Source organism: Vibrio tubiashii, from assembly GCF_028551255.1.
Lineage (GTDB): Bacteria > Pseudomonadota > Gammaproteobacteria > Enterobacterales > Vibrionaceae > Vibrio > Vibrio tubiashii_B.
Genome location: NZ_CP117030.1, coordinates 173,200 through 193,743 on the forward strand (window position 1 = coordinate 173,200; position 20,544 = coordinate 193,743).

The following is a 20,544-nucleotide window of genomic DNA, read 5'->3' on the forward strand; positions in this document are numbered from 1 at the left end:
TGTTAAGCCTTCATGGGGAAGGCTTAACATCGGAATTGTTTAGAAGTACAGCGACGCCGTTAAACAGATAGTTAACGCGATTGTCGCGTACCAAAAATATTGTGAGCGATTGTCGGCAACATGAACTCTGATGTAGTTAATCTCTTCGTTCGCTAGAGTGACAAACTCGTTGTAGTTAATCACTAACTCACTGCTTGATGCTTTGAGGTCTTGCTCTAGTTTGCTAAAAGCGGCATCGACAAACTTTTTTGCTTCTTCTATCGGTGCCGTAGGCGTGATTAGGTTATTCCAAATCGCCATACGAGACTGGTATTCATCTTCACCCACGCAGTTCAAAACTCGTAGGTCATATTCACGTTTGTGACGCTCTTTCCCCATCTTCGCAGGGTCTATAGTTTTTAGTCGTTCCACGATAACTTCTCCAAAAAGGTTATGCAGTAAATTGTGTTGGGCAGCTGTTATCTGCGGATGCGGGCATAGTAGGTAGGAGCGATATTGATATCAAACGAGTGATTTTATCTAGACGACAAAAATTTTTGAGGATTGAGATATAGAATTCTGCTTTCCATTATTTCGCGAGCAAAGTCGACTATAACTATAAGATAACTATTAACTTATTCACGGAACGTGAACTCTGAATTGGAGCGAGACATGCCACAAACCGTTGCGATACAAGATCAGATCCCAAATAACCACTGTTATGGATGCGGGTCAGAGAACCCACTGGGTTTGCAGATCAAGAGTTATTGGCAATCAGAAAATGAGGCAAGTTGCGACTTTGTTCCTCAAAAACACCATTGCGCCGGACCAACTCATTTTCTCAATGGCGGCATTATTTCAACCATCATTGATTGTCATTGTGTCTGTATGGCTATTGCCAAGGGGTATCAACTCAATGGGCAGGAAGTCGGGCAAGGGGAGCCTGTTTGGTTTGCCACGGGCAACTTAAACATCTCGTTCCTTAAACCTGTTGTAATGGATTCTACGGTGACTTTGAAAGCGAAAATTGTTGAAGCATTCGAAAAGAAGATAGTGCTTGAATGTGAACTTATCTCGCAAGGTAGCGTTTGTTGCCGAGCAGAGGTGATTGCGGTCAAGGTGCCGAATGAGTGGTTTTCTGGCTGAGAAATAAGCTAAGTGACTTCCGGGTGAAAATCTCAAATTCTGCAGTGTTTTATGTGACGAATCCGAGAGAGTGAAAGAGAGTTCTCGTGGCAAGATGAGACCCATCGAAACGCAATTTTGCTTAGTTCCTGACGCGATAGCATTGAATCCTCAGCCTAGAGAAGACCATCATGTCACTAGAAAAAATCCAACAACAGATGCACAACGGCGAAGTTTACTTTTCTCATGAACAAGTACTGGTGGATGAGCAAACGCAATGTTTGGAGCGTCTTTATGACTACAACCAAACTCGCCCATCAGAAGTCGAAAAACGCAAACAGATCCTACAAGACTTCTTCGCTGAGATGGGAGAGAACTGCTATATCGAGCCGCCACTTCGCGCAAACTGGGGAAGGCATACCCATTTGGGTAAGCAGGTTTATGCCAATTTCAATCTGACCTTAGTCGATGACACCACTATCCGCATTGGTGATTACGTGATGATAGCGCCAAACGTTACGATTGCGACCGCTGGTCATCCTATTGAACCTTCTTTAAGGAAAAAGGTGGGCCAATTCAATATGCCAGTCACTATAGGTAACAACGTCTGGATTGGCGCAAACTCTGTCGTCTTACCGGGTGTCACAATCGGTGAGAACAGTGTGATTGGCGCGGGAAGTGTTGTGACCAAAGATATTCCTGCCAATGTCGTTGCGGTTGGCAATCCATGCAAAGTGATGCGCGAAATTGGCGAGCACGATAAAGAGTATTACTACAAGCAGCGTAAATTTAGCCCTGAAGTGAGTGCGATGATCGAATAATCATCTCTATCGAAGTGGAGTTGACCTTACTTTTCTTTGTTTTCAAACCACTACCTTCGTGCGCTACTCGGATTTTATCGGATGAGTTGAATGCCATTTATACGAGTTAAGCTACATTTATTCTGCAAATGTAATGACTGAAAATGTTGGTTTGAGCTTATAGTTGCTAATTATCAAGTGAGTATTTCACAAGGAGATTTTATGAAGAGGCTAGCAATATCTACCCTTATCGGTTGCACCAGTTTTGGCGTCTTCGCTGATGCTGACTCCATTTTTTACAATGCAAAAGTCTATACGGTGAATGATGCAATGCCTTGGGCACAAGCGTTTGCCGTTAAAGATGGGGTAATTGTTGAAGTTGGTGATCTCGCTAAGGTTGAACAACACCGTGATGCAGCGACTAAGATGGTTGATCTAAGCGGTAAAGTCGTTATGCCTGGTATGGTTGATGAGCACATTCACCCTGACATGGGTGCTGACAACTATATGAATATTTTTGTCTCGCCTTTAGACCCGTGGGAGAAAGTCGTCGCTACATTAAAAGAATACCGTAACAAGTATCCTGATAAAAAGTGGATCTATGGCGGGAATCTCAACTGGCTTGCTGACAATGGCGAGTTTATTTCTGGGACAACGACCCCGTCTCATAAATCTGCTTTGGATGCGGTGATTGATGATAGGCCTGTAGCGCTGTGGGATCAGGGTGCTCACGCCATGCTACTCAACTCACTGGCTTTAAAAGAGCTGGGTATTACTAAAGATCGTGAGCCTCCTGCTGGTGGTATTTTTGTTAAAGATGAAAATGGAGAGCTAACGGGTGTTGTACGAGAGACGGTTTCTGAGTGGGTGATTGCTGCACTAGACAACCCGACGGTCGAAGAGTGGGCGGATAAAGGTATGAAACCATTTTTTGATGAGATGCACTCGTATGGTGTGACTGCAATGAACGATGCTTATGGCGTAAAGCGAAATTTTGATGCCTATAAGTATCTAGAAGACAAGGGAGAAATGGAGGTACGTATGCACGTCAGTATTTCCTCTCCACTTAATACACCAGAACCAGAAGCAAAGGCAGCCCAACAGTACCTAATTGATAACAAAGAGTCTTTCGCTAGTGAGTTTGTTTATCCATATGGAATCAAATACATCCTCGATGGTTCCGCAGCTGGGCGAACTGCGGTGATGCTAGAACCGTTTATTGGCACTAAGTACTCAGGTTCCCTACGTATTCCTCAAGAAGATGTGATGGAGGAGATGGCAAGGTTAGAAAAACAAGGCTTTGTGTTTAAGGTTCACGCGATTGGCGATGGCTCTATTCGAATGATGTTGGACAATCTAGAGCAATTGCCTGTGCGAAATGATGGTCGGTACCACAGTATTGCCCATGGGACTTTCGTTAACCCGCAAGACTATAAGCGTTTTCATAAGTTGAATGTCGTTTATGAAGCTTCTCCTGCACTGTGGTTCCCATCTGATGCGATCGGCATCATTGAAAAAGATATCGGTAAAAAACGCGTTCAGTACATGTGGCCGATTCGTCAGTTGTTGGCAAAAGATACCTTGATCTCTTATGGTTCCGATTGGACGGTCGCTTTCTCGCCAAATCCTTGGTTGGCTATCGAGTCATTGGTCACGCGTGAAGTGCCGGGAGGTTCGATTGAAACCGCGTTTGATTTTAGCTCAATTTCACTGACTGAAGCTCTGGAAATTGTTACCTTAAACGGTGCTAAAGCGATCGGATTGGGTGACAAGCTAGGCTCTATTGAGAAAGGCAAGTTCGCTGATTTTATCGTACTAGACAACGATATTTTTGATGGCGAGATTCGCAAGCTTCATAAGACGCAGGTCAAACAAACTTACTTCAACGGTAAGTTGGTTTATGAGATGTAACTTCAGCTCGCTGGGGAACGGGAGCTAGTTTTCGCTCCCTTTTTCATCGGTTTAGGATCAAAATAAATGCAGCAAATAACAATGGCTATTCAAGCATCTTAATCAGCTGTTCACGAATGGGATCGTAAACCTTTTCGGTTGACCACAAAAGTTCAACAGACCAAGTTAGGTGGAAGTCATCTTCGGCATCGAAGGGGGTGATTTTTCCAGATTTAATGTCAGCCTCAACCATTGAAATGGGTAAATTACTCCAACCTGCGCCATGCCGAGCTAACTCCCTAGCAATAAGTAGGCTATCTGAGTTAATCACGTTGTGACTATACACTTGGCTCTCTACACCTAACTTACGCAGAGGAGTCATCACCACCTGAGTCATACTACGTACCGTACTTGGTGAGAGTGGCTTACCTTTTTGGTAACCGAATTGCTCTAAGTAAGCTTGGGTTGCGACACGTGTTAGCGGAAACTCCAAATAGCGAAAGCCGTTTATCTCTGCGGGTAAAGAAAACGTTGCCAGAGCAAAAGCCATATCCGCCTCACCGTTCACAAGGGCTGTACGCACGGATTCGGTATCACCTGTCTTGATCGTGACTTTCACAGAGGGCATGGCACGAATCAATTGGCTAATGGACTCTAGCATACCTAACTCTATTACTGAGGTGTCTATCACAATAACAGAGCTTCCAGTGTGACCATGAAAAATACTATTTACTTTAGTATCAAATAAACTTGCTTCGGTAAGAAAGGCTTTTGCATGGTCGTAGAGTGCTTTAGCCTGTTCGGTAGGCTCAAGGTATCGGCTATATCGCACAAACAGATCAAATCCTAAATAATCTTCTAATGCACTGATTTTACGGCTAAATGTTGAGGCGTGCTGGGAGGATTTACTTGCGGCTTTAGCAAAACTTCCCTGTTCATATACGTCAACGAATGCCGCTAAATACTCAAGGTTAAGGTTCATATCTTCTCCCATAATCGATTTGAGCGTGCGCATTACGCATGCTTAGCAATTATGACATGAAACTAGATTGGATTAAATTCCTTCTCAGACCTTACAGATTTTATGTCAAACAACGTGCCTTAGGATGGTTCTTAACGCACTGACTTGGAGATTCAATATGAAACTTAAAGTACTCTCTCTTGCCGTTCTACTAAGTAGCACTTTTATGGTGAATGCCGCAACGTTCAGCAAACCTGATACCGCATTTGTAGAAGCAGCAACGGCCTCTGGGGTACCTGCTGCGCTTTGGGATAATGCGGAATATGCGGCATCTACCTTCCCAAATGCGTATAAGTTCACGCCATCTTACGAGATTCAGAAATCAGGAATAGCTCCAGAGCAGTTCAAGACCAACCAGTCGCTAGACTTTGACAAAATCATGGTTCCGGCAATCGACGGTGAAATGACCCTCAACGACTTTCTGCGTGATCGCGTGAAGAATCACTCAATGGTTGTTCTTAAAGGCGACCACATGCTGCACGAGCACTACTGGAATGGTATGAATGAGCACTCAACTCACCTAGATATGTCGGTTACTAAATCATTTACAGCAATGCTTGCAGGTATCGCAGTGAGTGAGGGTAAGCTTGATATGTCTAAGCAAGTCACTGATTACCTACCACAGCTTAAAGGGTCGGCTTGGGATGGAGCGACCGTTCAAGAAACCGCTGACATGCGTACCAACGTTGTACAAGAAATTCAAAAACACAAGTCTTGGGATAATCGTATGACTGATTCTCAAGGCTGGAGCGGTAACCATGAAGCAACTTATCCTAATGGCATTAACGATTACTTCCCAATGGTGAAAGAGATCTCTGAGCCTATGGGGTCTAAATACTCTTACCAGTGCATCAATACTGAAGTGCTAGGTAAAGTCGTTGAAGCGGCAACGGGCGAGAAACTGGCTGATCTTCTAGAGAAGCAAATCTGGGGTAAAGTTGGCATGGGTGAAAACGCTCATTATCAAGCGGACTTTGCTGGCAATCCAGTGGCGTCGGGTGGCTTAAATGCAGCGACAAAAGATCTTGCTCGCGTTGGTCGCATGCTTATGAACGGCGGTAAGAACTACAAAGGCGAGCAAGTGGTTCCCGCTGACTTCATCAACAACATCTTAGAAGGTAACGATGAAGTGCGTGCTGCATGGCTGAAAGGTAAAGAGTCTGCACTGGCTGAAGGTTGGTACAAAGACCAGTTCCGTTCTTTAAACATCAATGGTCGTCAGATTATTGCTATGGTGGGTATTCATGGTCAGGTTGTAGCCATGGATCACAAAACAGGTACTGTTGTTGCAATGAACGGTGGCTACCCTCAAACGGAAACACCACGCATGGCTATCGCTATTTTCTACAAAGCACTTCCTGCAATTTTTGCAGCGGCTGACGAAGTTAAATAATGGTTGGGGCAAATAGCTAAAACCAACGGGTAAATCCGGATTCGAGAAATCGAAGCCGGATTTTACTTACTGATTCAATCTGCAGTGACAAAGGCTTATTTTATTCTTCCTACCCACATATTTCATAAGTCGTTACACAACTCGACGTTTTAACGCTTTACATCTCAAGCTAAGCGTTGAACACTTCTCCCCGAAACTAAAATGAAGCGACAGAGTAGAGTCAGTAACAATTATGAGTAACACCACGACGAAAAAGTCGAACCCCCTATTCGAAATCCTGTTTAACGTATTTATTCCTTCATTCATTCTGATGAAGTTCAGCGGCGAAGAGCACCTAGGTACTGTAATGGCATTAGTTGTCGCACTGGCTTTTCCGATTGTGTATGGCGGCATGGATCTTATCCGCAATAAGAAGTTCAACTTTATCGCCGCACTAGGTTTTATTAGCGTTTTATTGACAGGTGGTATTGGTCTATTAGAGCTTGATACCCGTTGGTTAGCACTAAAAGAGGCGTTAATTCCTGGTCTTATTGGCTTAGCTGTTCTGGGGTCGACATTTACCCGCTACCCATTTATGCAGAAAATGATCCTTAACGACACTGTGCTGAACCTAGCGTTGATCACTGAGCGTTTAAAGGAAAGGGGCAAGACGGATGCATTCGAGCGTTGCTTAATGTCGTCAAACTATCTATTCGCGAGTACTTTTGCATTCTCTTCTGCGATGAACTATTTCCTCGCAACTTGGATTGTGACTAGTCCTGCAGGCACGCCAGAGTTTAATGAAGAGCTTGGTAAGCTTACTCTATACAGCTACCCAATTATCGCGATTCCTAGCATGTTGATGATGTTTGGTATCTTCTACTACGTATGGCGTCAAATCCGCGCGATGACCTCATTGGAAACTGAGCAAATTTTCCATACCAAATAAGAACAACTTAAGAACATCAAGGGACGGAAACGTCCCTTTTTTTGTTTCCTTTATTCAGTGACTTAGCTAGTTTTTACTTCCCCAAAACCTGCTTCTAATCTCTTTTTATTCTTTGTTTAAGATTCAATCAGTGCATGATGGTTGAGGCAAATAACATTTGTGTCAATGCAATGGTGACAAGGCTGTAACAACATGTTACAAATCGCAAAAACCATTATAAAAATAAGTACTTATTGCTAGCCTGCTTCATTGAGAAAGATCATGACTATAAAAAGAAAACTGTTCGGCTTGACCGGACTCTCTATTATTGCGCTTATTGCCATTGTTGCCATCACGGAGATTAGTAACCTCAAGCTGCTCAAACTTGAGAAAACGCTGATAGAAGTAAAGGATATGGAAGTCTCGTTGCTAGATATGAATCGTATCGAATATGACTTTCTCGACAAACCTTCGCCAGCTAAGTTGGAAGCCTTCAAAGCGGAGTACGCGAGGTTCCAATCGTTATCAGGTTTACTAACAACGGACTTGGAAGAACTAGGGATCGTTGTTCAACAGCTACCGACATTGCGCAGCAACATCACGCTTTACAGAAAAGACTTGGAAAAAATGGCCCAACACTACGGGTCGGATGCTAATCAAGTTGAGCAGTTAAAGCAGGAGATGAAAGGTCTGTTTAAAGATATCTTCACCATTTTTCATGGAATAGAAGCCACTCTCGAAGCTGAAATCGAACATGCTCAAATTGCCATAGAACGTTTTATTTCCGGTTCTGTTGTCGTTGTCGCCGGGCTGATGCTATTGGGTTCATATTTCCTCATCAGAAGTGTTCAAGACAATATCAAACAGCTGAGCAATATGATGTCTACCATTGCCAATACACATGATTTAACCTTGAAAGCAAACACGGAGCGAAAAGATGAAATTGCTGAAATGGCAGGGCAACTGAATATTCTACTGGCCAGTATGCAGGGACTCATCTCTCGGGTGCAAGGGAGTGTGAGTGAGCTTGGGGCAGCGTCGACTCAATTACAGCAGAGTAGCATTGATACAGAAGCGGCACTTAACCAACAACAGTTGGAAACAGATAGTGTTGCTGCTGCGGTAACTGAAATGGGCGAGACGATTAAAGATGTGGCGAGTACCACTGAAAGCGCAGCTGGCAACACACAAAGAAGCTATGAAAATGCTCAACTCGGCTTCGATGATATTGTGGAAACCCGTGATACCATTTCTTCTTTATCTACCGACCTTTCAACCGCAAGCGGCGAAGTAAATCACCTTCTTGCTCTGTCTGATCAGATTAGTTCAGTACTGAATGTCATTGGAGAAATTGCCGAGCAAACCAATTTGTTGGCGTTGAACGCCGCCATTGAGGCTGCACGAGCGGGTGAGCAAGGACGTGGTTTTGCCGTCGTTGCTGATGAAGTGAGAACCCTAGCAGGTAAAACTCAGCGCTCAACAGCAGAAATCTCAGATATTATTGGCGCGGTTCAGCAACAGACCCAGACTGTGGTGTCTACAATCCAATCTTGTAGTATTAAGGGGGCTGATAGTGTTCATATGTCAGAGCAAGCGTTAAGCCACATCGAAGCTATTATGGAAGAGATGAAGCACATCCTAGATAGCAGTACGCAGATTGCACTCGCAGTGGAGCAGCAAAGTACTGTGTCTGAAGAGATAGCGCGCAACGTCAATACTATCCGCGATTTGACCTACGCCAATGTGGGCGCAGTGTCTGAAAATGCGCAATCGGCAACGGTTGTTGCGGGTCAAGCGACAGACTTAACGCTGGCAATCGACCGTTTCAAAGCTTAGTGACTTTGGTTAAGCGAATAACAAAAACAAAAGGGGCGATGAGCGCCCCTTTACTAAACTTGATTTCTCAATAGTGTACCTGTCATAAGCTTAGATATTTAGTCAAGAAATCAAACACTATGCGTACTCTTTTACTCGTGTGTAGTTCTCGGTGACATACAAGCCATGCATCTAGTTCGAAGGGCTGAAAATGATCTTTGAAAGCAATTCGTAAATCTGGATTTTTACGAGCAATATGCTCTGGTAAAAGGATTAGTGATTGAGTGAACTGTACTAACTGCCATTGCACTAACTGGTTGTTACAGATCAGGGTAAAAGGGTTGTGTATGAGATCCCAACCGGATCTTATTAGATGCTGGCGTAGATACTCTTCCTGATCAAATCCGAGAATGGATACGTTTGCGACATCATTAGGCGACTTGCCTTGAAAGTTTTTAACTAAATCTTTATGCCCGTATAGATAAACGGTTTCGTGACCGACTTTTTTTGCAATTAGATCTAGATCAGTAGGTCTTTTATAGCGCAATGCGATATCGGCCTCTCTGCGCTTTAAGTCACTGACCTGATTGGATACGACAAGCTCGATATTTATCTGTGGTGCATATTCCTTTAGTTTGCTAACAAATGGAGGAAAACGGAAAAATGCATCAAGTTCCGTAAGAGAAATGCTCACTTTTCCAGAGAGACTTTCATCTTGCCCTAGTGCTGCGAGTAGCATTTGATTTGCAGACTGAGCCATTTGGTTGACGTGTTGATAGAGTATTTGACCACTATCTGTCAGTACCAGTTTTTTGCCCACTCGCTCAAATAGAGTGAGTTTGAGCTCTTCCTCAAATGCGGCAATTTGGCGACCTAAAGTAGGTTGGCTCATATTTAAAGCTCGGCCTGCTGCGGAGAATGAGCCTTCTTCAGCAACAACCAAAAACGCTCTCGCCCGATTCCAGTCAAATCCAATATGTTTCCATTCCATGGTTAAGCCCTACATATTCAATTATGAATGATTGTTATACATATCTAGTGGATTTCCAAACAATTTTGAATTGATAAGCTAATGGGTAAGCGATAGTCGAAAGGAATATTAAATGAAAATACTGGTACTAGGAGCCACTGGAGCGACGGGGAAGCTAGTTGTTAGCCAACTTCTTGAAGCTAATCATCATGTGGTTGCTTTAGTTAGGGATATCAACGTATTAGTAGAGCACTCGAATTTGACACAGTACCAAACAACAGCACTAGCGATGCCCATTCAGGAACTAGAAGGGATCGTGGCAGAGTGCCAAGCGTGTGTCTGTTGCCTAGGCCACAACTTGACGTTGCAAGGTGTTTATGGAACACCGCGATTATTGGTTCGAGACAGCATATTGCGTATTGCTTCAGTGATATCACCTCAACGAAACGAGCCGCTAAAGTTAGCTTTAATGGGCTCAACAGGGGTGAGCAACCATACAATCAATGAACAAGTTTCTAGGCAGGAGAGATTGCTATGCCTTTTGCTACGAGCATTGTTACCGCCGCACCGTGACAATGAAAAAGCAGCTGAGCTCTTAAGCAGAAGCCGTAAACTGAGCACTCTGTTAGAGTGGGTTATCTTGCGACCAGATACCTTGATTGACCGCTGCGACGTAAGTCCATATTCATGGCACAATAGCCCGACTCGCAGTGCTTTGTTTAATGCTGGAGAAACCAGCCGAATCAATGTCGCCAATGCGCTAACTCGCTTAGTGACTGATTCTCAGCTTTGGCTAGATTGGCGGGGGGAAATGCCCGTCATCTACAACGTAGAAGCAAACTAGCAAGCCTAAAATCAAAGAGCCCCAGTAAGTGACTGGGGCTATATGACTTACTCACCTAAAGCTTTACGCGCTAGCCTAGATGCGGCCGCTTTATGGCGTTCCATCAATTGATGGATGTCGACGCCAATCACCTCACTGTTCATTACTCGCCAGTGACCTGCAACCATTACACGGTCAGCTTGTTGAGCGCCACATAATAGGAGTGCAGCAAGAGGATCATGACTGCCTGAGAAACGAATATCATCGAGTTTGAACATCGCAATATCGGCCTGTTTCCCCACGCTAAGCTCGCCAATATCATTACGTCCCATCGCTTGTGCTGAGCCTTTGGTCGCCCAACGCAGCGCATCAAAATGGGATACGTTTGCCGAGCCATACTGTAGGCGCTGTAAGTACATCGCCATACGCACTTCGGCAATCATGTTTGAGCCGTCATTTGAGGCTGAGCCATCAACGCCTAAGCCGACTTTAACACCTGCGGCTTCTAGGTCATTGTTTTTACAAATCCCTGAAGCAAGCATCATGTTCGATGTTGGGCAGTGGCTAATGCCTACGCCTGCTTGGCCTAGCCTGCGGATCTCTTCATTATTGAAATGGATACCATGGGCAAGCCAAGTTTTATCATTGAGCCAGCCAACATCTTCGAGATAATCGACCGGGCGCATGCCAAATTGCTCGACACAGAAATCTTCCTCATCCAGCGTTTCGCACAAATGGGTGTGCATCATGACATTCTCTTGCTTGGCGATGTGGGCAGTTTCTTTCATCAAATCTGTAGTGACGGAGAAAGGAGAGCATGGCGCGAGCGCGATTTGGGTCATTGCCCCTTCTTGTTGCTGGTGGTATTGGCGAATCAAACGGTAGCTGTCGTCGACAATCGCTTGCTCGGTTTGAATGGTATGCTGTGGCGGTAAGCCGCCGTCTTCTTTACCTAAACTCATTGAGCCACGAGTAAAGATGGCTCTGACACCAAGCTTTTGCGCCGCTTCGACCTGCAAGTCTATCGCGTGTTCTAAACCGTTTGGCAGCAAGTAGTGATGATCGGAAGCAGTGGTACAACCCGACAGCATCAACTCAACTAAGGCAAGCTCAGTCGCGACACTCATCATCTCTTCATCTAGGTTTGCCCAGACGGGATACAGGCTTTTTAGCCAATGAAACAGTTCTTTGTTTAACGCGTCAGGGTAAGCGCGCGTTAAGGTTTGATAGAAATGGTGGTGGGCGTTAACGAGCCCAGGTGTGACGACATGCCGAGAGGCATCAACCACATAATCTATTTGGTGGGACGGCGTCCCATGTTTTGGGATAAGTTCGGCAACTTTGTTTCCCTGAACCACGAGACCACCTTGGGCGTCTTGCGTGTTTCCGGTATAAATTGCCAGTGGATTCTTAATCCAGATGGTTTCCATTCATAATAGTCCTTAGCCATCTCAGCCATTTCAGGGGAGAGGGTCTTAAACGTTTTAGTTACAGTTAAGCTAGCAAGTACTAGCGGTGTTATTGTTGTTAAGCTCAGATTGATGTCAGTGAGCTTAGGTCTCCTTTTGATGCCTTTGTTGTGATTAAAGTGAGTTTATTCAGTGGTCGTTGCTTCAAGTTTACTTTCTACCACTTGTGGCGCTTCATCATCTGATTTTCGAATGATCTTTTCTTCGACTTGAACCTTACTTTCTGTCAGTGCTTCACGAACTTCTTTGTTGGAAGACTTAGGAAGAAGTTGATGAAGAAGAACCGTTGCTATGGTGCCTGTAGTAATGCCAGAGTGAAGGAAGTTAGCAATATCGTGTGGTAAGTGCTGAAGTAAACGAGGTTCAAAAGTCACGGCTAAACCTGATGCTAAACCGACACAGATAACCAAAGCGTTGCGTTTGGTGTCCGCGGCCATAATCAGCATGCGAATACCAGCGTAGGCAATCATGCCAAACATAACAAAGCCAACACCGCCAAGAACCGGTTTAGGGATGGTGACCGCGACGGCTGCAAGTTTAGGGAACAAGCCGCCTAAAATCAGTAGCCCACCTGTTGCTGCAACAACATATCGACTCGCTACACCAGTAATGCCCACTATCCCTACGTTTTGGCTGAAAGAAGCCAGTGGCATAGCGGTTAAAATCGAAGAAAGCGTACTGCCTAAGCCATCACCAAGCAGACCGCGTTGCAAATCTTTGCCCGAGATTTGTTTATTACAGTTGTTTGCTAGTGCCATAAAGTCACCCGTTGCTTCAGCAATGACGACAATATAAACCAAGCTCATGCTCACAATGGCGCTAGCTTGAAAGCTTAAACCGTATTTAAGAGGCTCTGGTCCACCAACCCAAGCGGCAGAGGTAATATCATCGAGGTTTACCATGCCTAGGGATAGCGCGACGATGTAACCGCCCGCTAGACCAATAACAATCGCAGATGCGGCAACGGCGCCTTTACAGTAAACCGAGACTGCAACCACGATGCCCAGTGAAACGATGGCTAAGAAAAGCTTTGGTAGAGTGGCAAAGTTTTCACTCGCTGCGGGCGCATCACCCACCCAGTTCATCGCAACGGGCAATATGGTTAAGCCGATTAAGGTGACAACAACGCCACTCACTACCGTTGGGAATAGCTTGCGGACTTTGTCCATATAAAAGCTAGCAACAATCACCACTAGAGAGCCGACTAAAGCCGAGCCCATAATGCTAGCGACGCCGCCTTCGCGGCCAATAGCAATCGCCACACCTAAGAAAGCAAAACTAGAGCCCATGACAACAGGTAAACGAATACCTATAGGGCCGACACCAATACATTGCGCCATGGTGACGATACCCGAAGCGAGTAGGGCGGCATTGATTAGCGAGACAATCTCTTCATTAGGCAGTCCGATGGATGCGCCAACAATGAGCGGGACAGCCACAATACCACCAATGGATGCTAGCATGTGTTGCAAAGCGAGCAGCAAGGTAATGCCGTGTGGTGGTTTTTGGTTGAGTGTATACAGAAGTTTCATTGGTTATACCTCAGAGAGATTCCATTTGTCTCTCGTAGATTGGACAATTGACTTCTACAAACTACGTAGGGTCACGAATTTTTCGTATAGGAAGCTAGCCCGAACCCATGCTCAGGCTAGTTTTCACAAGGATAATTAGGGTCATCAGACCCTAGGAATTAGATGTAGATAAGCTTAGCGACGAAGACGACAGTCAGGATGTACATTGAGATAGAGACATCTTTAGTTTTTCCTGTCGCGACTTTCAGTACTGTGTAAGTAATAAAGCCAAGAGCAATACCGTTTGCAATTGAGAAAGTCAGCGGCATCATCAGAGCAGTAATCGCTGCCGGAGCGCCATTGGTAAAATCTTTCCAATCGACATGCTGCATACTGCTCATCATCACGAATGCGACGTAGATTAGTGCACCTGCCGTGGCGTAAGCTGGAATCATACCTGCCAGAGGTGAAAGGAAAATAGCGGCTAAGAATAGTGCTGCTACCACAATGGCTGACAGACCTGTACGAGCACCTGCTGCTACACCCGCTGCACTTTCCACGTAACTGGTGACAGGCGGACAACCGACACAAGCACCTGCGACACTAGAGATAGAATCAGCCTTTAACGCCTTGCTAAGCCCTTCAATTTTACCTGTTTCTTTGTTAACCAGATGCGCACGTTCAGCAACACCCATCAGTGTGCCCGCAGTGTCGAACATGTTAACGAACAAGAAGGCTAAGATGACGCTCACCATTGAGATGTTAAACGCGCCAGAGATGTCCATTGCCAAGAAGGTAGGTGCAATACTTGGCGGCGCTGCAAAGAAGCCGTTGTATTGAACAAGACCTAACATCATACCAACAACAGTGACGCTCAAAATCCCGATCAGTACCGCACCGAAAACTTTACGCTCACTAAGTACCGCGATGATTAAGAAAGCGATAGCTGCAAGCATCGCATCAGGTTTAGTGAAGTCGCCAAGCGAAACCAAAGTGGCTGGGTTCTCTACCACAATCCCCGCGGTTTTAAGCCCGATAAGACCTAAGAAAAGGCCGACACCTGCGGTCATGGAGAAGCGTAAACTCTCTGGAATACTTTCAATGATCCATTGGCGTATTTTGTAGAAGCTCATCCCGACAAATAGGATACCTGAGAGGAATACCGCACCAAGCGCGACTTCCCAGCTGTAGCCCATTTCACTAACGACAGTGAAAGAGAAGAAGGCGTTAAGGCCCATGCCCGGCGCCAAACCGACAGGCCAGTTGGCAAAAAGTCCCATTAACAGACAGCCAATCGCTGCACCAATACAGGTTGCAACGAAGACTGCGCCAGAATCCATCCCTGAAGCCGCCATGATTTGAGGGTTAACGAAAATGATGTATGCCATAGTGGCAAAAGTGGTAATCCCCCCGATCATTTCGTTTTTAACACTGGTTCCATGTGCTTTCAGTTTGAAAAAGCGCTCTAGCAAGCCACCCGATTGGCTTTCGTTATTCAGCACTTCTGCTTTGCTTTCATTCATGTCAGCAAGTCCTTTTGTTTTGATGTTTCTGAAATTGAATACCGCTTTCTGCATTTTGATGGTGTTTTTGCAGACTCCAATTCTCCCGATTGATATGTATGACGTTGTTAGGGTTATCTATTGCTGATTACTTTGGTTAGCTTCCACGATAGGTAGAGAAGCTGTACGGCGAAACAAGCAAAGGCACGTGGTAATGTGCACCTGTTTCTCCTAGACCAAAGCGAATCACAACGTCATCTAGGAATGGGATTTCACCAAGGTCGACATCTTGGTTCTTGTAGTAATCGGCAACATGGAATACCAGTTGATATTTGCCTGTCACAAACTCATCGCCTTCTAGCACTGGTTCATCAGTTCGACCATCAAAGTTGGTGGTGACCGTTTTAATCTTGGTCAGGCTGCCCTCTCCAACACGGAACAGCTCAACTTGAATATTTGCACCGGGAACGCCGTGCATTGTATCCAATACGTGTGTAGTTAATTTGCCCATAATTGTTATTCGCGCCCAGCGCTCTCCTTAGCGATTATTGATTTTAAATTGTATACAAAGTTGTTTTAAATTTGCTTCTGTTACCTATATATGTACACAAAATATTCGGATAGTAAAGCTTGATGTTATAATTTTGTTACTAGTAAAAGTGAACAAAAATCAGTTTTGTGAGATCGAGCTAGATACCCATTTAAGCCTAAGTGTACATAACTTATTGATAAAATGGCTTTTGTTTACGTAAATTAACTTTAACAACAAAATCTTTACATTAAGATAATTTATTGTATACAATAAATGTATGAAGTTTAAGAAGGCATAAAGACAAAGTGTCTTGTATTTAAGGAGAGCCTGAATGGATAAGGATTATTCACGAGACCTGATTGGCTATGGGGCGAATCCTCCGCACCCTAAATGGCCAGGTGGTGCTCGTATCGCCGTGTCGTTTGTGTTGAATTACGAAGAAGGTGGTGAACGTTGCCTTCTACATGGGGATGATGAGTCCGAAGCCTTTCTGTCAGAGATTCCAGCCGCGCAGCCAATTAAAGGCGAGCGACACATCAGCATGGAATCTATCTACGAGTATGGTAGCCGCGCAGGTGTGTGGCGTGTGTTAAAGCTATTTGATGAGTACGAGATTCCATTGACCGTATTCGCAGTGGCGATGGCGATTGAACGTCATCCAGATGTCGCAGAAGCTATGGTTCAAGCGGGACACGAGATTTGTAGTCACGGCTATCGCTGGATTGATTACCAATACATGGATGAGTCGCAAGAGCGCGACCATATGATGAAAGCGATTGAAATCATCAAAGAGATCACCGGTGAAAGACCGCTTGGTTGGTATACAGGTCGTACAGGGCCAAATACCCGCAAGTTAGTTGCAGAAGAAGGTGGTTTCTTATACGACTCAGATGCGTATGACGATGACTTGCCTTATTGGCATACCGAGGCGGGTCAACCTCAGTTAGTGATTCCTTACACACTGGATGTCAACGACATGCGCTTTGCCACTGTGCAAGGATTTAACTCGGGTGAACAGTTCTACCAATACCTAAAGGACACATTCGATACTTTATACGCTGAAGGCGAGACAGCCCCTAAGATGATGTCGGTTGGTCTGCATTGTCGTCTGATCGGCAGACCCGGTCGTATCGCCTCGTTAAAGCGCTTTCTAGATTACGTTAAACAACATGACGATGTTTGGTTATGTCGCCGTGTTGATATCGCTCGTCATTGGCACGAGCATCATCCATACACACCAAAAGAGGGAAAATAACATGACTGAATTTCGTTTTTGCAAACCATCTCAAATGGAACGTACGGAATTTGTCTCCCACTTTGGCGATGTGTATGAGCATAGCCCATGGGTGGCAGAAGCCGTCTACGATCAAGGGTTATCAGATCAGGATAACTTTGTTTCAAATCTGCATTTAAGAATGGCTGAAACGCTTTTAGACGCAGAGAAAGCAAAACAACTTGCACTTATAAATGCTCACCCAGATTTAGCTGGGCGAGCAGCAATTAACGGCGAACTTACTGCCGCATCCACTGCGGAACAAGCTGGCGCAGGCATTGATCAGTGCTCAGCGGAAGAGTTCGAAAAATTCACTACGTACAACGACAGTTACAAAAGCCGCTTCAACTTTCCCTTCATCATGGCAGTGAAAGGGGCCAATCGTTACCAAATTCTTGAATCCTTCGAGAAGCGATTAGGCAATGATAGTGACACTGAGTTTGCTACTGCGATACAGGAGATCAACAAGATCGCACTGTTTCGCCTACGAGATATGTAAGTCACGGAGATGGCGACTGTTTCGTTCTGATATCGATTGATATCTGCCCGACAAAGGGCATAGAGCTCTAGATGAGCATACTCACTTAACCTATTTTTGAATAATTGGAAGGATAAAGGACATGTCCTTAGATATTGAACAATACATTAACCTTGCTGACGATAAACTTGGCGCAGAAGCTATCTACGCTACCGATGATTTTTTTGCTGATAAGAGCCGACTCTTACGCCGTGAAGCACCAGAATGGAAAGACGATCTTTACGATGATAATGGCAAATGGATGGATGGCTGGGAAAGCCGCCGTAAGCGTGGTGAAGGCTACGATTACTGTGTCATCCGCCTAGGTCTTGCAGGCACAATTGCGGGTGTTGATATTGATACGTCTTTCTTCACGGGTAACTTCCCGCCGTCGGCTTCGATTGATGCTTGTTACTCCCCTGACGGTGATCCAACTGACGCAACGGAGTGGCAAGAGATTCTGCCGTCTATGGGTTTGCAAGGCGATCACCATCATCTTGAACAGATCGAAAGCGATGAAGTGTTTACTCACTTACGTCTCAACATTTATCCAGATGGTGGTGTTGCACGTTTACGCGTTTATGGTCGACCTAGCGTTGATTGGGATCGCATCGATAGCCAGCAGAAAGTCGACCTTGCTGCGGTTGAAAATGGCGGTCGCGCTTTGGCATGTAGTGATGAGCACTACGGCAACAAGTCTAATATTCTTGGCCCAGGTCGTGGTGAGAATATGGGTGATGGTTGGGAAACAGCCCGTCGTCGTACTCCGGGTAATGATTGGGTGATTGTCGCGCTGGGACATGCAGGCAACATTGACCGAGTAGTTGTCGATACAGCCCACTTTAAAGGTAACTTCCCAGATAGCTGCTCAATTCAAGCTGCGTATGTCAAAGGCGGAACGGACGATCAAGTTGCAACTCAGAGTCTCTTCTGGCGCGAACTCTTGCCTGCGCAAAAGCTCAAGGCACATGACATTCACGAGTTTAGCTCAGAGGTGAATGATCTTGGCGCTGTGACTCATGTTCGCCTTAACATTTTCCCTGATGGTGGTATCAGCCGTTTACGTTTGTTTGGCACTAAAGCGAAATAAGCGAGGGAAGCAATATGAGCAATGGAATTCGCCGTTTAACCATCGAACCTTTGACCAAGCAAGCATTTTCTGAGTTTGGGGATGTGATTGAAGTAGACAATAGCGACTACTTTATGATCAACAATGGCTCGACTCGTCGTTATCACAAGCTAGCGAGCACCGATGTACAAGAGCAAGGTGGTGAAGCCATCATCAGTATCTTTCAAGCGACGCCGCTTAGCTATCCGTTAACGATAAAAATGTTAGAACGTCATCCTTTGGGATCGCAAGCTTTCGTTCCGTTGCTTGGTCAACCGTATCTTATTGTTGTTGCGCCAAAAGGGGATCAACCAAGTCTGAAGTCATGCCGCGCGTTCTTGAGCAATGGACGTCAAGGTGTTAACTACCACAAAGGCGTTTGGCATCACCCAGTGTTAGCCCTAACTGACCAAGATCAGTTTCTTATCGTCGACCGAGGCGGTGAAGGGCATAACTGCGATGAAGTCTATTTCGAGAACGACTTAGTCTCACTACATTTGGACGATCTACCGAGCAACAACAAGCTGGAAGAAAAACAGCGCATGGAACAAGCGCTGTAAAGGAGTAAATTATGGATCCACATATCACGGAGTGGTTGAATCTAGCGATTCGCTGGGTTCACATGATAGTTGGCATCGCATGGATTGGTGCTTCATTCTACTTTGTTTGGTTGGAGAACAACCTAAACCGGGTTAACCCAAAAACGGGCCTTTCAGGTGACCTTTGGGCGATTCACGGAGGTGGTATCTACCACCTAGAAAAATACAAACTTGCACCACCAGAAATGCCTGAGCATTTGCATTGGTTTAAATGGGAAGCGTACTTCACTTGGATCACCGGTGTGCTGCTATTGGCTGTGGTTTACTACCTAAACGCTGAGATCTATTTGATTGCACCAGGCTCGGGCTTATCACCAACGACGGCAATTGCCATTGGTGTTGGTGCTTTGGTTGCTGGCTGGTTTATCTATGATTTGTTGTGTGATTCGCCACTAGGTAAAACGCCAATGCTATTAGGTGCGGTTCTATTCGTACTCTTAGTTGGCGCGGCTTATGGTCTAGCTCAAGTCTTCAGTGGCCGCGGCGCTTATATTCACGTTGGTGCAATCATCGGTACGATCATGGTCGGTAACGTGTTCCGCGTTATCATGCCTGCACAGCGCAACTTAGTGAGTGCGATTGAAGAAAACCGCGAGCCAGACCCTGCACTGCCTGCGAAAGGCTTACTGCGTTCTCGTCACAACAACTACCTAACCTTGCCAGTGCTGTTCATCATGATCAGTAATCACTTCCCGAGTACCTATGGCTCGGAGTACAACTGGGCAATACTCGCAGGTTTGGCGATATTCAGTATCTTGGTGCGCCATTACTTCAATACTCGTCATGGTAGCCAGAAATTCGCTTGGACGGTTCCTGTAGCTGCATTAGGTATGGTGACACTTGCGTTTGTAACCTCACCGTATGCTAAGAAAGCGGCAGCCCCAGTGGCGAAAGCACCTGTTGCGGTTGAAGCGACTGCGCAGCCGGAAGCAAGCTCTACAGACACAGTGGCAGCAACATCGGAGAGCCTTGAGCAAACAGGTGCGTCAGCATCGGAATCTGCGGCGCCTAGCGGTGTTAGTTTTGCAGCAATCAATAAGGTCATTCAAGAGCGCTGCTCGGTATGTCACTCTGCAACGCCAACCCATGCTGCCTTTGCTGCTGCGCCAGCCGGAGTGATCTTAGATACACCTCAAGAGATACAAGCCAATGGTCCACGTATAGCGCAAACCGTTAATACTAAATACATGCCATTAGGTAATTTGACCCAAATGACAGATGACGAACGTGTGTTGGTTGGCAATTGGGTAGAACAAGGGTCAGTAATCAACTAACCCAACTTATCTCGCTTATCGGATTGCAAGCCCGAT

18 protein-coding genes and 2 pseudogenes are annotated in these 20,544 nt (G+C 45.4%); 13 read left to right on the forward strand and 7 right to left on the reverse strand.

Annotation, left to right across the window (positions count from 1 at the left end):
• Positions 1–39: 39 nt before the first annotated feature.
• On the reverse strand, positions 40–378 hold the full coding sequence (locus tag LYZ37_RS16140) for a thiamine-phosphate diphosphorylase (RefSeq protein WP_171320960.1): 339 nt from the start codon (positions 376–378) through the stop codon (positions 40–42).
• Between the two features lie 273 nt (positions 379–651).
• Here LYZ37_RS16140 and LYZ37_RS16145 point away from each other — a divergent pair, with 273 nt between their 5' ends.
• The 3 genes from LYZ37_RS16145 (at position 652) to LYZ37_RS16155 (ending at position 3,815) form a co-directional block, all read left to right on the forward strand.
• Entirely contained in the window at positions 652–1,125 is a 474-nt protein-coding gene (locus LYZ37_RS16145; protein ID WP_272787916.1) for a PaaI family thioesterase, read from the forward strand.
• Positions 1,126–1,322: 197 nt separating this feature from the next.
• Positions 1,323–1,925: a sugar O-acetyltransferase gene (locus LYZ37_RS16150; protein ID WP_420794650.1), complete on the forward strand. Its 603-nt coding sequence runs from the start codon at positions 1,323–1,325 to the stop codon at positions 1,923–1,925.
• Positions 1,926–2,126: 201 nt separating this feature from the next.
• Positions 2,127–3,815 (forward strand): amidohydrolase, encoded by a 1,689-nt coding sequence (locus tag LYZ37_RS16155; protein WP_272787918.1) that lies wholly within the window; start codon positions 2,127–2,129, stop codon positions 3,813–3,815.
• 85 nt (positions 3,816–3,900) lie between these two features.
• On the opposite strand, the gene LYZ37_RS16160 is transcribed toward LYZ37_RS16155, so the two are convergent.
• Positions 3,901–4,776 carry a LysR family transcriptional regulator gene (locus LYZ37_RS16160; RefSeq protein WP_272787919.1) on the reverse strand — a complete coding sequence of 292 codons (876 nt, stop codon included), beginning with the start codon at positions 4,774–4,776 and terminating at the stop codon, positions 3,901–3,903.
• A gap of 157 nt (positions 4,777–4,933) precedes the next feature.
• Here LYZ37_RS16160 and LYZ37_RS16165 point away from each other — a divergent pair, with 157 nt between their 5' ends.
• The 3 genes from LYZ37_RS16165 (at position 4,934) to LYZ37_RS16175 (ending at position 8,951) form a co-directional block, all read left to right on the forward strand.
• The gene (locus LYZ37_RS16165; protein WP_272787920.1) at positions 4,934–6,208 is read left to right on the forward strand and encodes a serine hydrolase domain-containing protein; all 1,275 of its coding nucleotides are present in this window, start codon (positions 4,934–4,936) and stop codon (positions 6,206–6,208) included.
• Positions 6,209–6,440: 232 nt separating this feature from the next.
• Positions 6,441–7,136 carry a VC0807 family protein gene (locus LYZ37_RS16170; RefSeq protein ID WP_171320511.1) on the forward strand — a complete coding sequence of 232 codons (696 nt, stop codon included), beginning with the start codon at positions 6,441–6,443 and terminating at the stop codon, positions 7,134–7,136.
• A gap of 261 nt (positions 7,137–7,397) precedes the next feature.
• Positions 7,398–8,951: a methyl-accepting chemotaxis protein gene (locus LYZ37_RS16175; protein WP_272787921.1), complete on the forward strand. Its 1,554-nt coding sequence runs from the start codon at positions 7,398–7,400 to the stop codon at positions 8,949–8,951.
• An 82-nt stretch (positions 8,952–9,033) separates the two neighbouring features.
• Here the strand turns inward: LYZ37_RS16175 and LYZ37_RS16180 are convergent, their stop codons facing one another.
• A complete protein-coding gene (locus LYZ37_RS16180) occupies positions 9,034–9,921 on the reverse strand; it encodes a LysR family transcriptional regulator (RefSeq protein ID WP_272787922.1) in 888 nt (295 codons plus the stop codon).
• Positions 9,922–10,033: 112 nt separating this feature from the next.
• Here LYZ37_RS16180 and LYZ37_RS16185 point away from each other — a divergent pair, with 112 nt between their 5' ends.
• Entirely contained in the window at positions 10,034–10,744 is a 711-nt protein-coding gene (locus tag LYZ37_RS16185) for an NAD(P)H-binding protein (RefSeq protein WP_272787923.1), read from the forward strand.
• Between the two features lie 47 nt (positions 10,745–10,791).
• Here the strand turns inward: LYZ37_RS16185 and LYZ37_RS16190 are convergent, their stop codons facing one another.
• From LYZ37_RS16190 to uraH, 4 genes are all read right to left on the reverse strand, one after another.
• On the reverse strand, positions 10,792–12,153 hold the full coding sequence (locus LYZ37_RS16190) for an 8-oxoguanine deaminase (RefSeq protein WP_272787924.1): 1,362 nt from the start codon (positions 12,151–12,153) through the stop codon (positions 10,792–10,794).
• Between the two features lie 164 nt (positions 12,154–12,317).
• Positions 12,318–13,724: a nucleobase:cation symporter-2 family protein gene (locus tag LYZ37_RS16195; protein ID WP_272787925.1), complete on the reverse strand. Its 1,407-nt coding sequence runs from the start codon at positions 13,722–13,724 to the stop codon at positions 12,318–12,320.
• Between the two features lie 158 nt (positions 13,725–13,882).
• Complete coding sequence (locus LYZ37_RS16200) at positions 13,883–15,226, reverse strand: NCS2 family permease (protein ID WP_004744095.1); 1,344 nt, start codon at positions 15,224–15,226, stop codon at positions 13,883–13,885.
• A gap of 136 nt (positions 15,227–15,362) precedes the next feature.
• Positions 15,363–15,716 (reverse strand): hydroxyisourate hydrolase, encoded by a 354-nt coding sequence (gene uraH / locus LYZ37_RS16205; protein ID WP_272787926.1) that lies wholly within the window; start codon positions 15,714–15,716, stop codon positions 15,363–15,365.
• A 352-nt stretch (positions 15,717–16,068) separates the two neighbouring features.
• Between uraH and puuE the strand changes: the two genes are divergently transcribed.
• From puuE to LYZ37_RS24360, 6 genes and pseudogenes are all read left to right on the forward strand, one after another.
• The gene (gene puuE / locus LYZ37_RS16210; RefSeq protein WP_171320517.1) at positions 16,069–16,992 is read left to right on the forward strand and encodes an allantoinase PuuE; all 924 of its coding nucleotides are present in this window, start codon (positions 16,069–16,071) and stop codon (positions 16,990–16,992) included.
• A 1-nt stretch (position 16,993) separates the two neighbouring features.
• A complete protein-coding gene (gene uraD, locus LYZ37_RS16215) occupies positions 16,994–17,509 on the forward strand; it encodes a 2-oxo-4-hydroxy-4-carboxy-5-ureidoimidazoline decarboxylase (RefSeq protein WP_171320518.1) in 516 nt (171 codons plus the stop codon).
• Between the two features lie 121 nt (positions 17,510–17,630).
• A complete protein-coding gene (gene alc / locus LYZ37_RS16220) occupies positions 17,631–18,617 on the forward strand; it encodes an allantoicase (RefSeq protein ID WP_239854955.1) in 987 nt (328 codons plus the stop codon).
• A 14-nt stretch (positions 18,618–18,631) separates the two neighbouring features.
• Positions 18,632–19,195 carry an ureidoglycolate lyase gene (locus tag LYZ37_RS16225; RefSeq protein ID WP_272787927.1) on the forward strand — a complete coding sequence of 188 codons (564 nt, stop codon included), beginning with the start codon at positions 18,632–18,634 and terminating at the stop codon, positions 19,193–19,195.
• Positions 19,196–19,206: 11 nt separating this feature from the next.
• Positions 19,207–20,149 (forward strand): annotated as a pseudogene (locus LYZ37_RS16230) (urate hydroxylase PuuD); the annotation flags it as partial.
• A gap of 89 nt (positions 20,150–20,238) precedes the next feature.
• Positions 20,239–20,508, forward strand: a pseudogene (locus LYZ37_RS24360) (urate hydroxylase PuuD); the annotation flags it as partial.
• Positions 20,509–20,544 lie beyond the last annotated feature (36 nt).

Coding starts and splice junctions, on each gene's coding strand:
- LYZ37_RS16140 (WP_171320960.1), bottom strand. CDS start 378: ATGGGGAAAGAGCGTCACAAACGTGAATATGACCTACGAGTTTTGAAC.
- LYZ37_RS16145 (WP_272787916.1), top strand. CDS start 652: ATGCCACAAACCGTTGCGATACAAGATCAGATCCCAAATAACCACTGT.
- LYZ37_RS16150 (WP_420794650.1), top strand. CDS start 1,323: ATGCACAACGGCGAAGTTTACTTTTCTCATGAACAAGTACTGGTGGAT.
- LYZ37_RS16155 (WP_272787918.1), top strand. CDS start 2,127: ATGAAGAGGCTAGCAATATCTACCCTTATCGGTTGCACCAGTTTTGGC.
- LYZ37_RS16160 (WP_272787919.1), bottom strand. CDS start 4,776: ATGAACCTTAACCTTGAGTATTTAGCGGCATTCGTTGACGTATATGAA.
- LYZ37_RS16165 (WP_272787920.1), top strand. CDS start 4,934: ATGAAACTTAAAGTACTCTCTCTTGCCGTTCTACTAAGTAGCACTTTT.
- LYZ37_RS16170 (WP_171320511.1), top strand. CDS start 6,441: ATGAGTAACACCACGACGAAAAAGTCGAACCCCCTATTCGAAATCCTG.
- LYZ37_RS16175 (WP_272787921.1), top strand. CDS start 7,398: ATGACTATAAAAAGAAAACTGTTCGGCTTGACCGGACTCTCTATTATT.
- LYZ37_RS16180 (WP_272787922.1), bottom strand. CDS start 9,921: ATGGAATGGAAACATATTGGATTTGACTGGAATCGGGCGAGAGCGTTT.
- LYZ37_RS16185 (WP_272787923.1), top strand. CDS start 10,034: ATGAAAATACTGGTACTAGGAGCCACTGGAGCGACGGGGAAGCTAGTT.
- LYZ37_RS16190 (WP_272787924.1), bottom strand. CDS start 12,153: ATGGAAACCATCTGGATTAAGAATCCACTGGCAATTTATACCGGAAAC.
- LYZ37_RS16195 (WP_272787925.1), bottom strand. CDS start 13,724: ATGAAACTTCTGTATACACTCAACCAAAAACCACCACACGGCATTACC.
- LYZ37_RS16200 (WP_004744095.1), bottom strand. CDS start 15,226: ATGAATGAAAGCAAAGCAGAAGTGCTGAATAACGAAAGCCAATCGGGT.
- uraH (WP_272787926.1), bottom strand. CDS start 15,716: ATGGGCAAATTAACTACACACGTATTGGATACAATGCACGGCGTTCCC.
- puuE (WP_171320517.1), top strand. CDS start 16,069: ATGGATAAGGATTATTCACGAGACCTGATTGGCTATGGGGCGAATCCT.
- uraD (WP_171320518.1), top strand. CDS start 16,994: ATGACTGAATTTCGTTTTTGCAAACCATCTCAAATGGAACGTACGGAA.
- alc (WP_239854955.1), top strand. CDS start 17,631: ATGTCCTTAGATATTGAACAATACATTAACCTTGCTGACGATAAACTT.
- LYZ37_RS16225 (WP_272787927.1), top strand. CDS start 18,632: ATGAGCAATGGAATTCGCCGTTTAACCATCGAACCTTTGACCAAGCAA.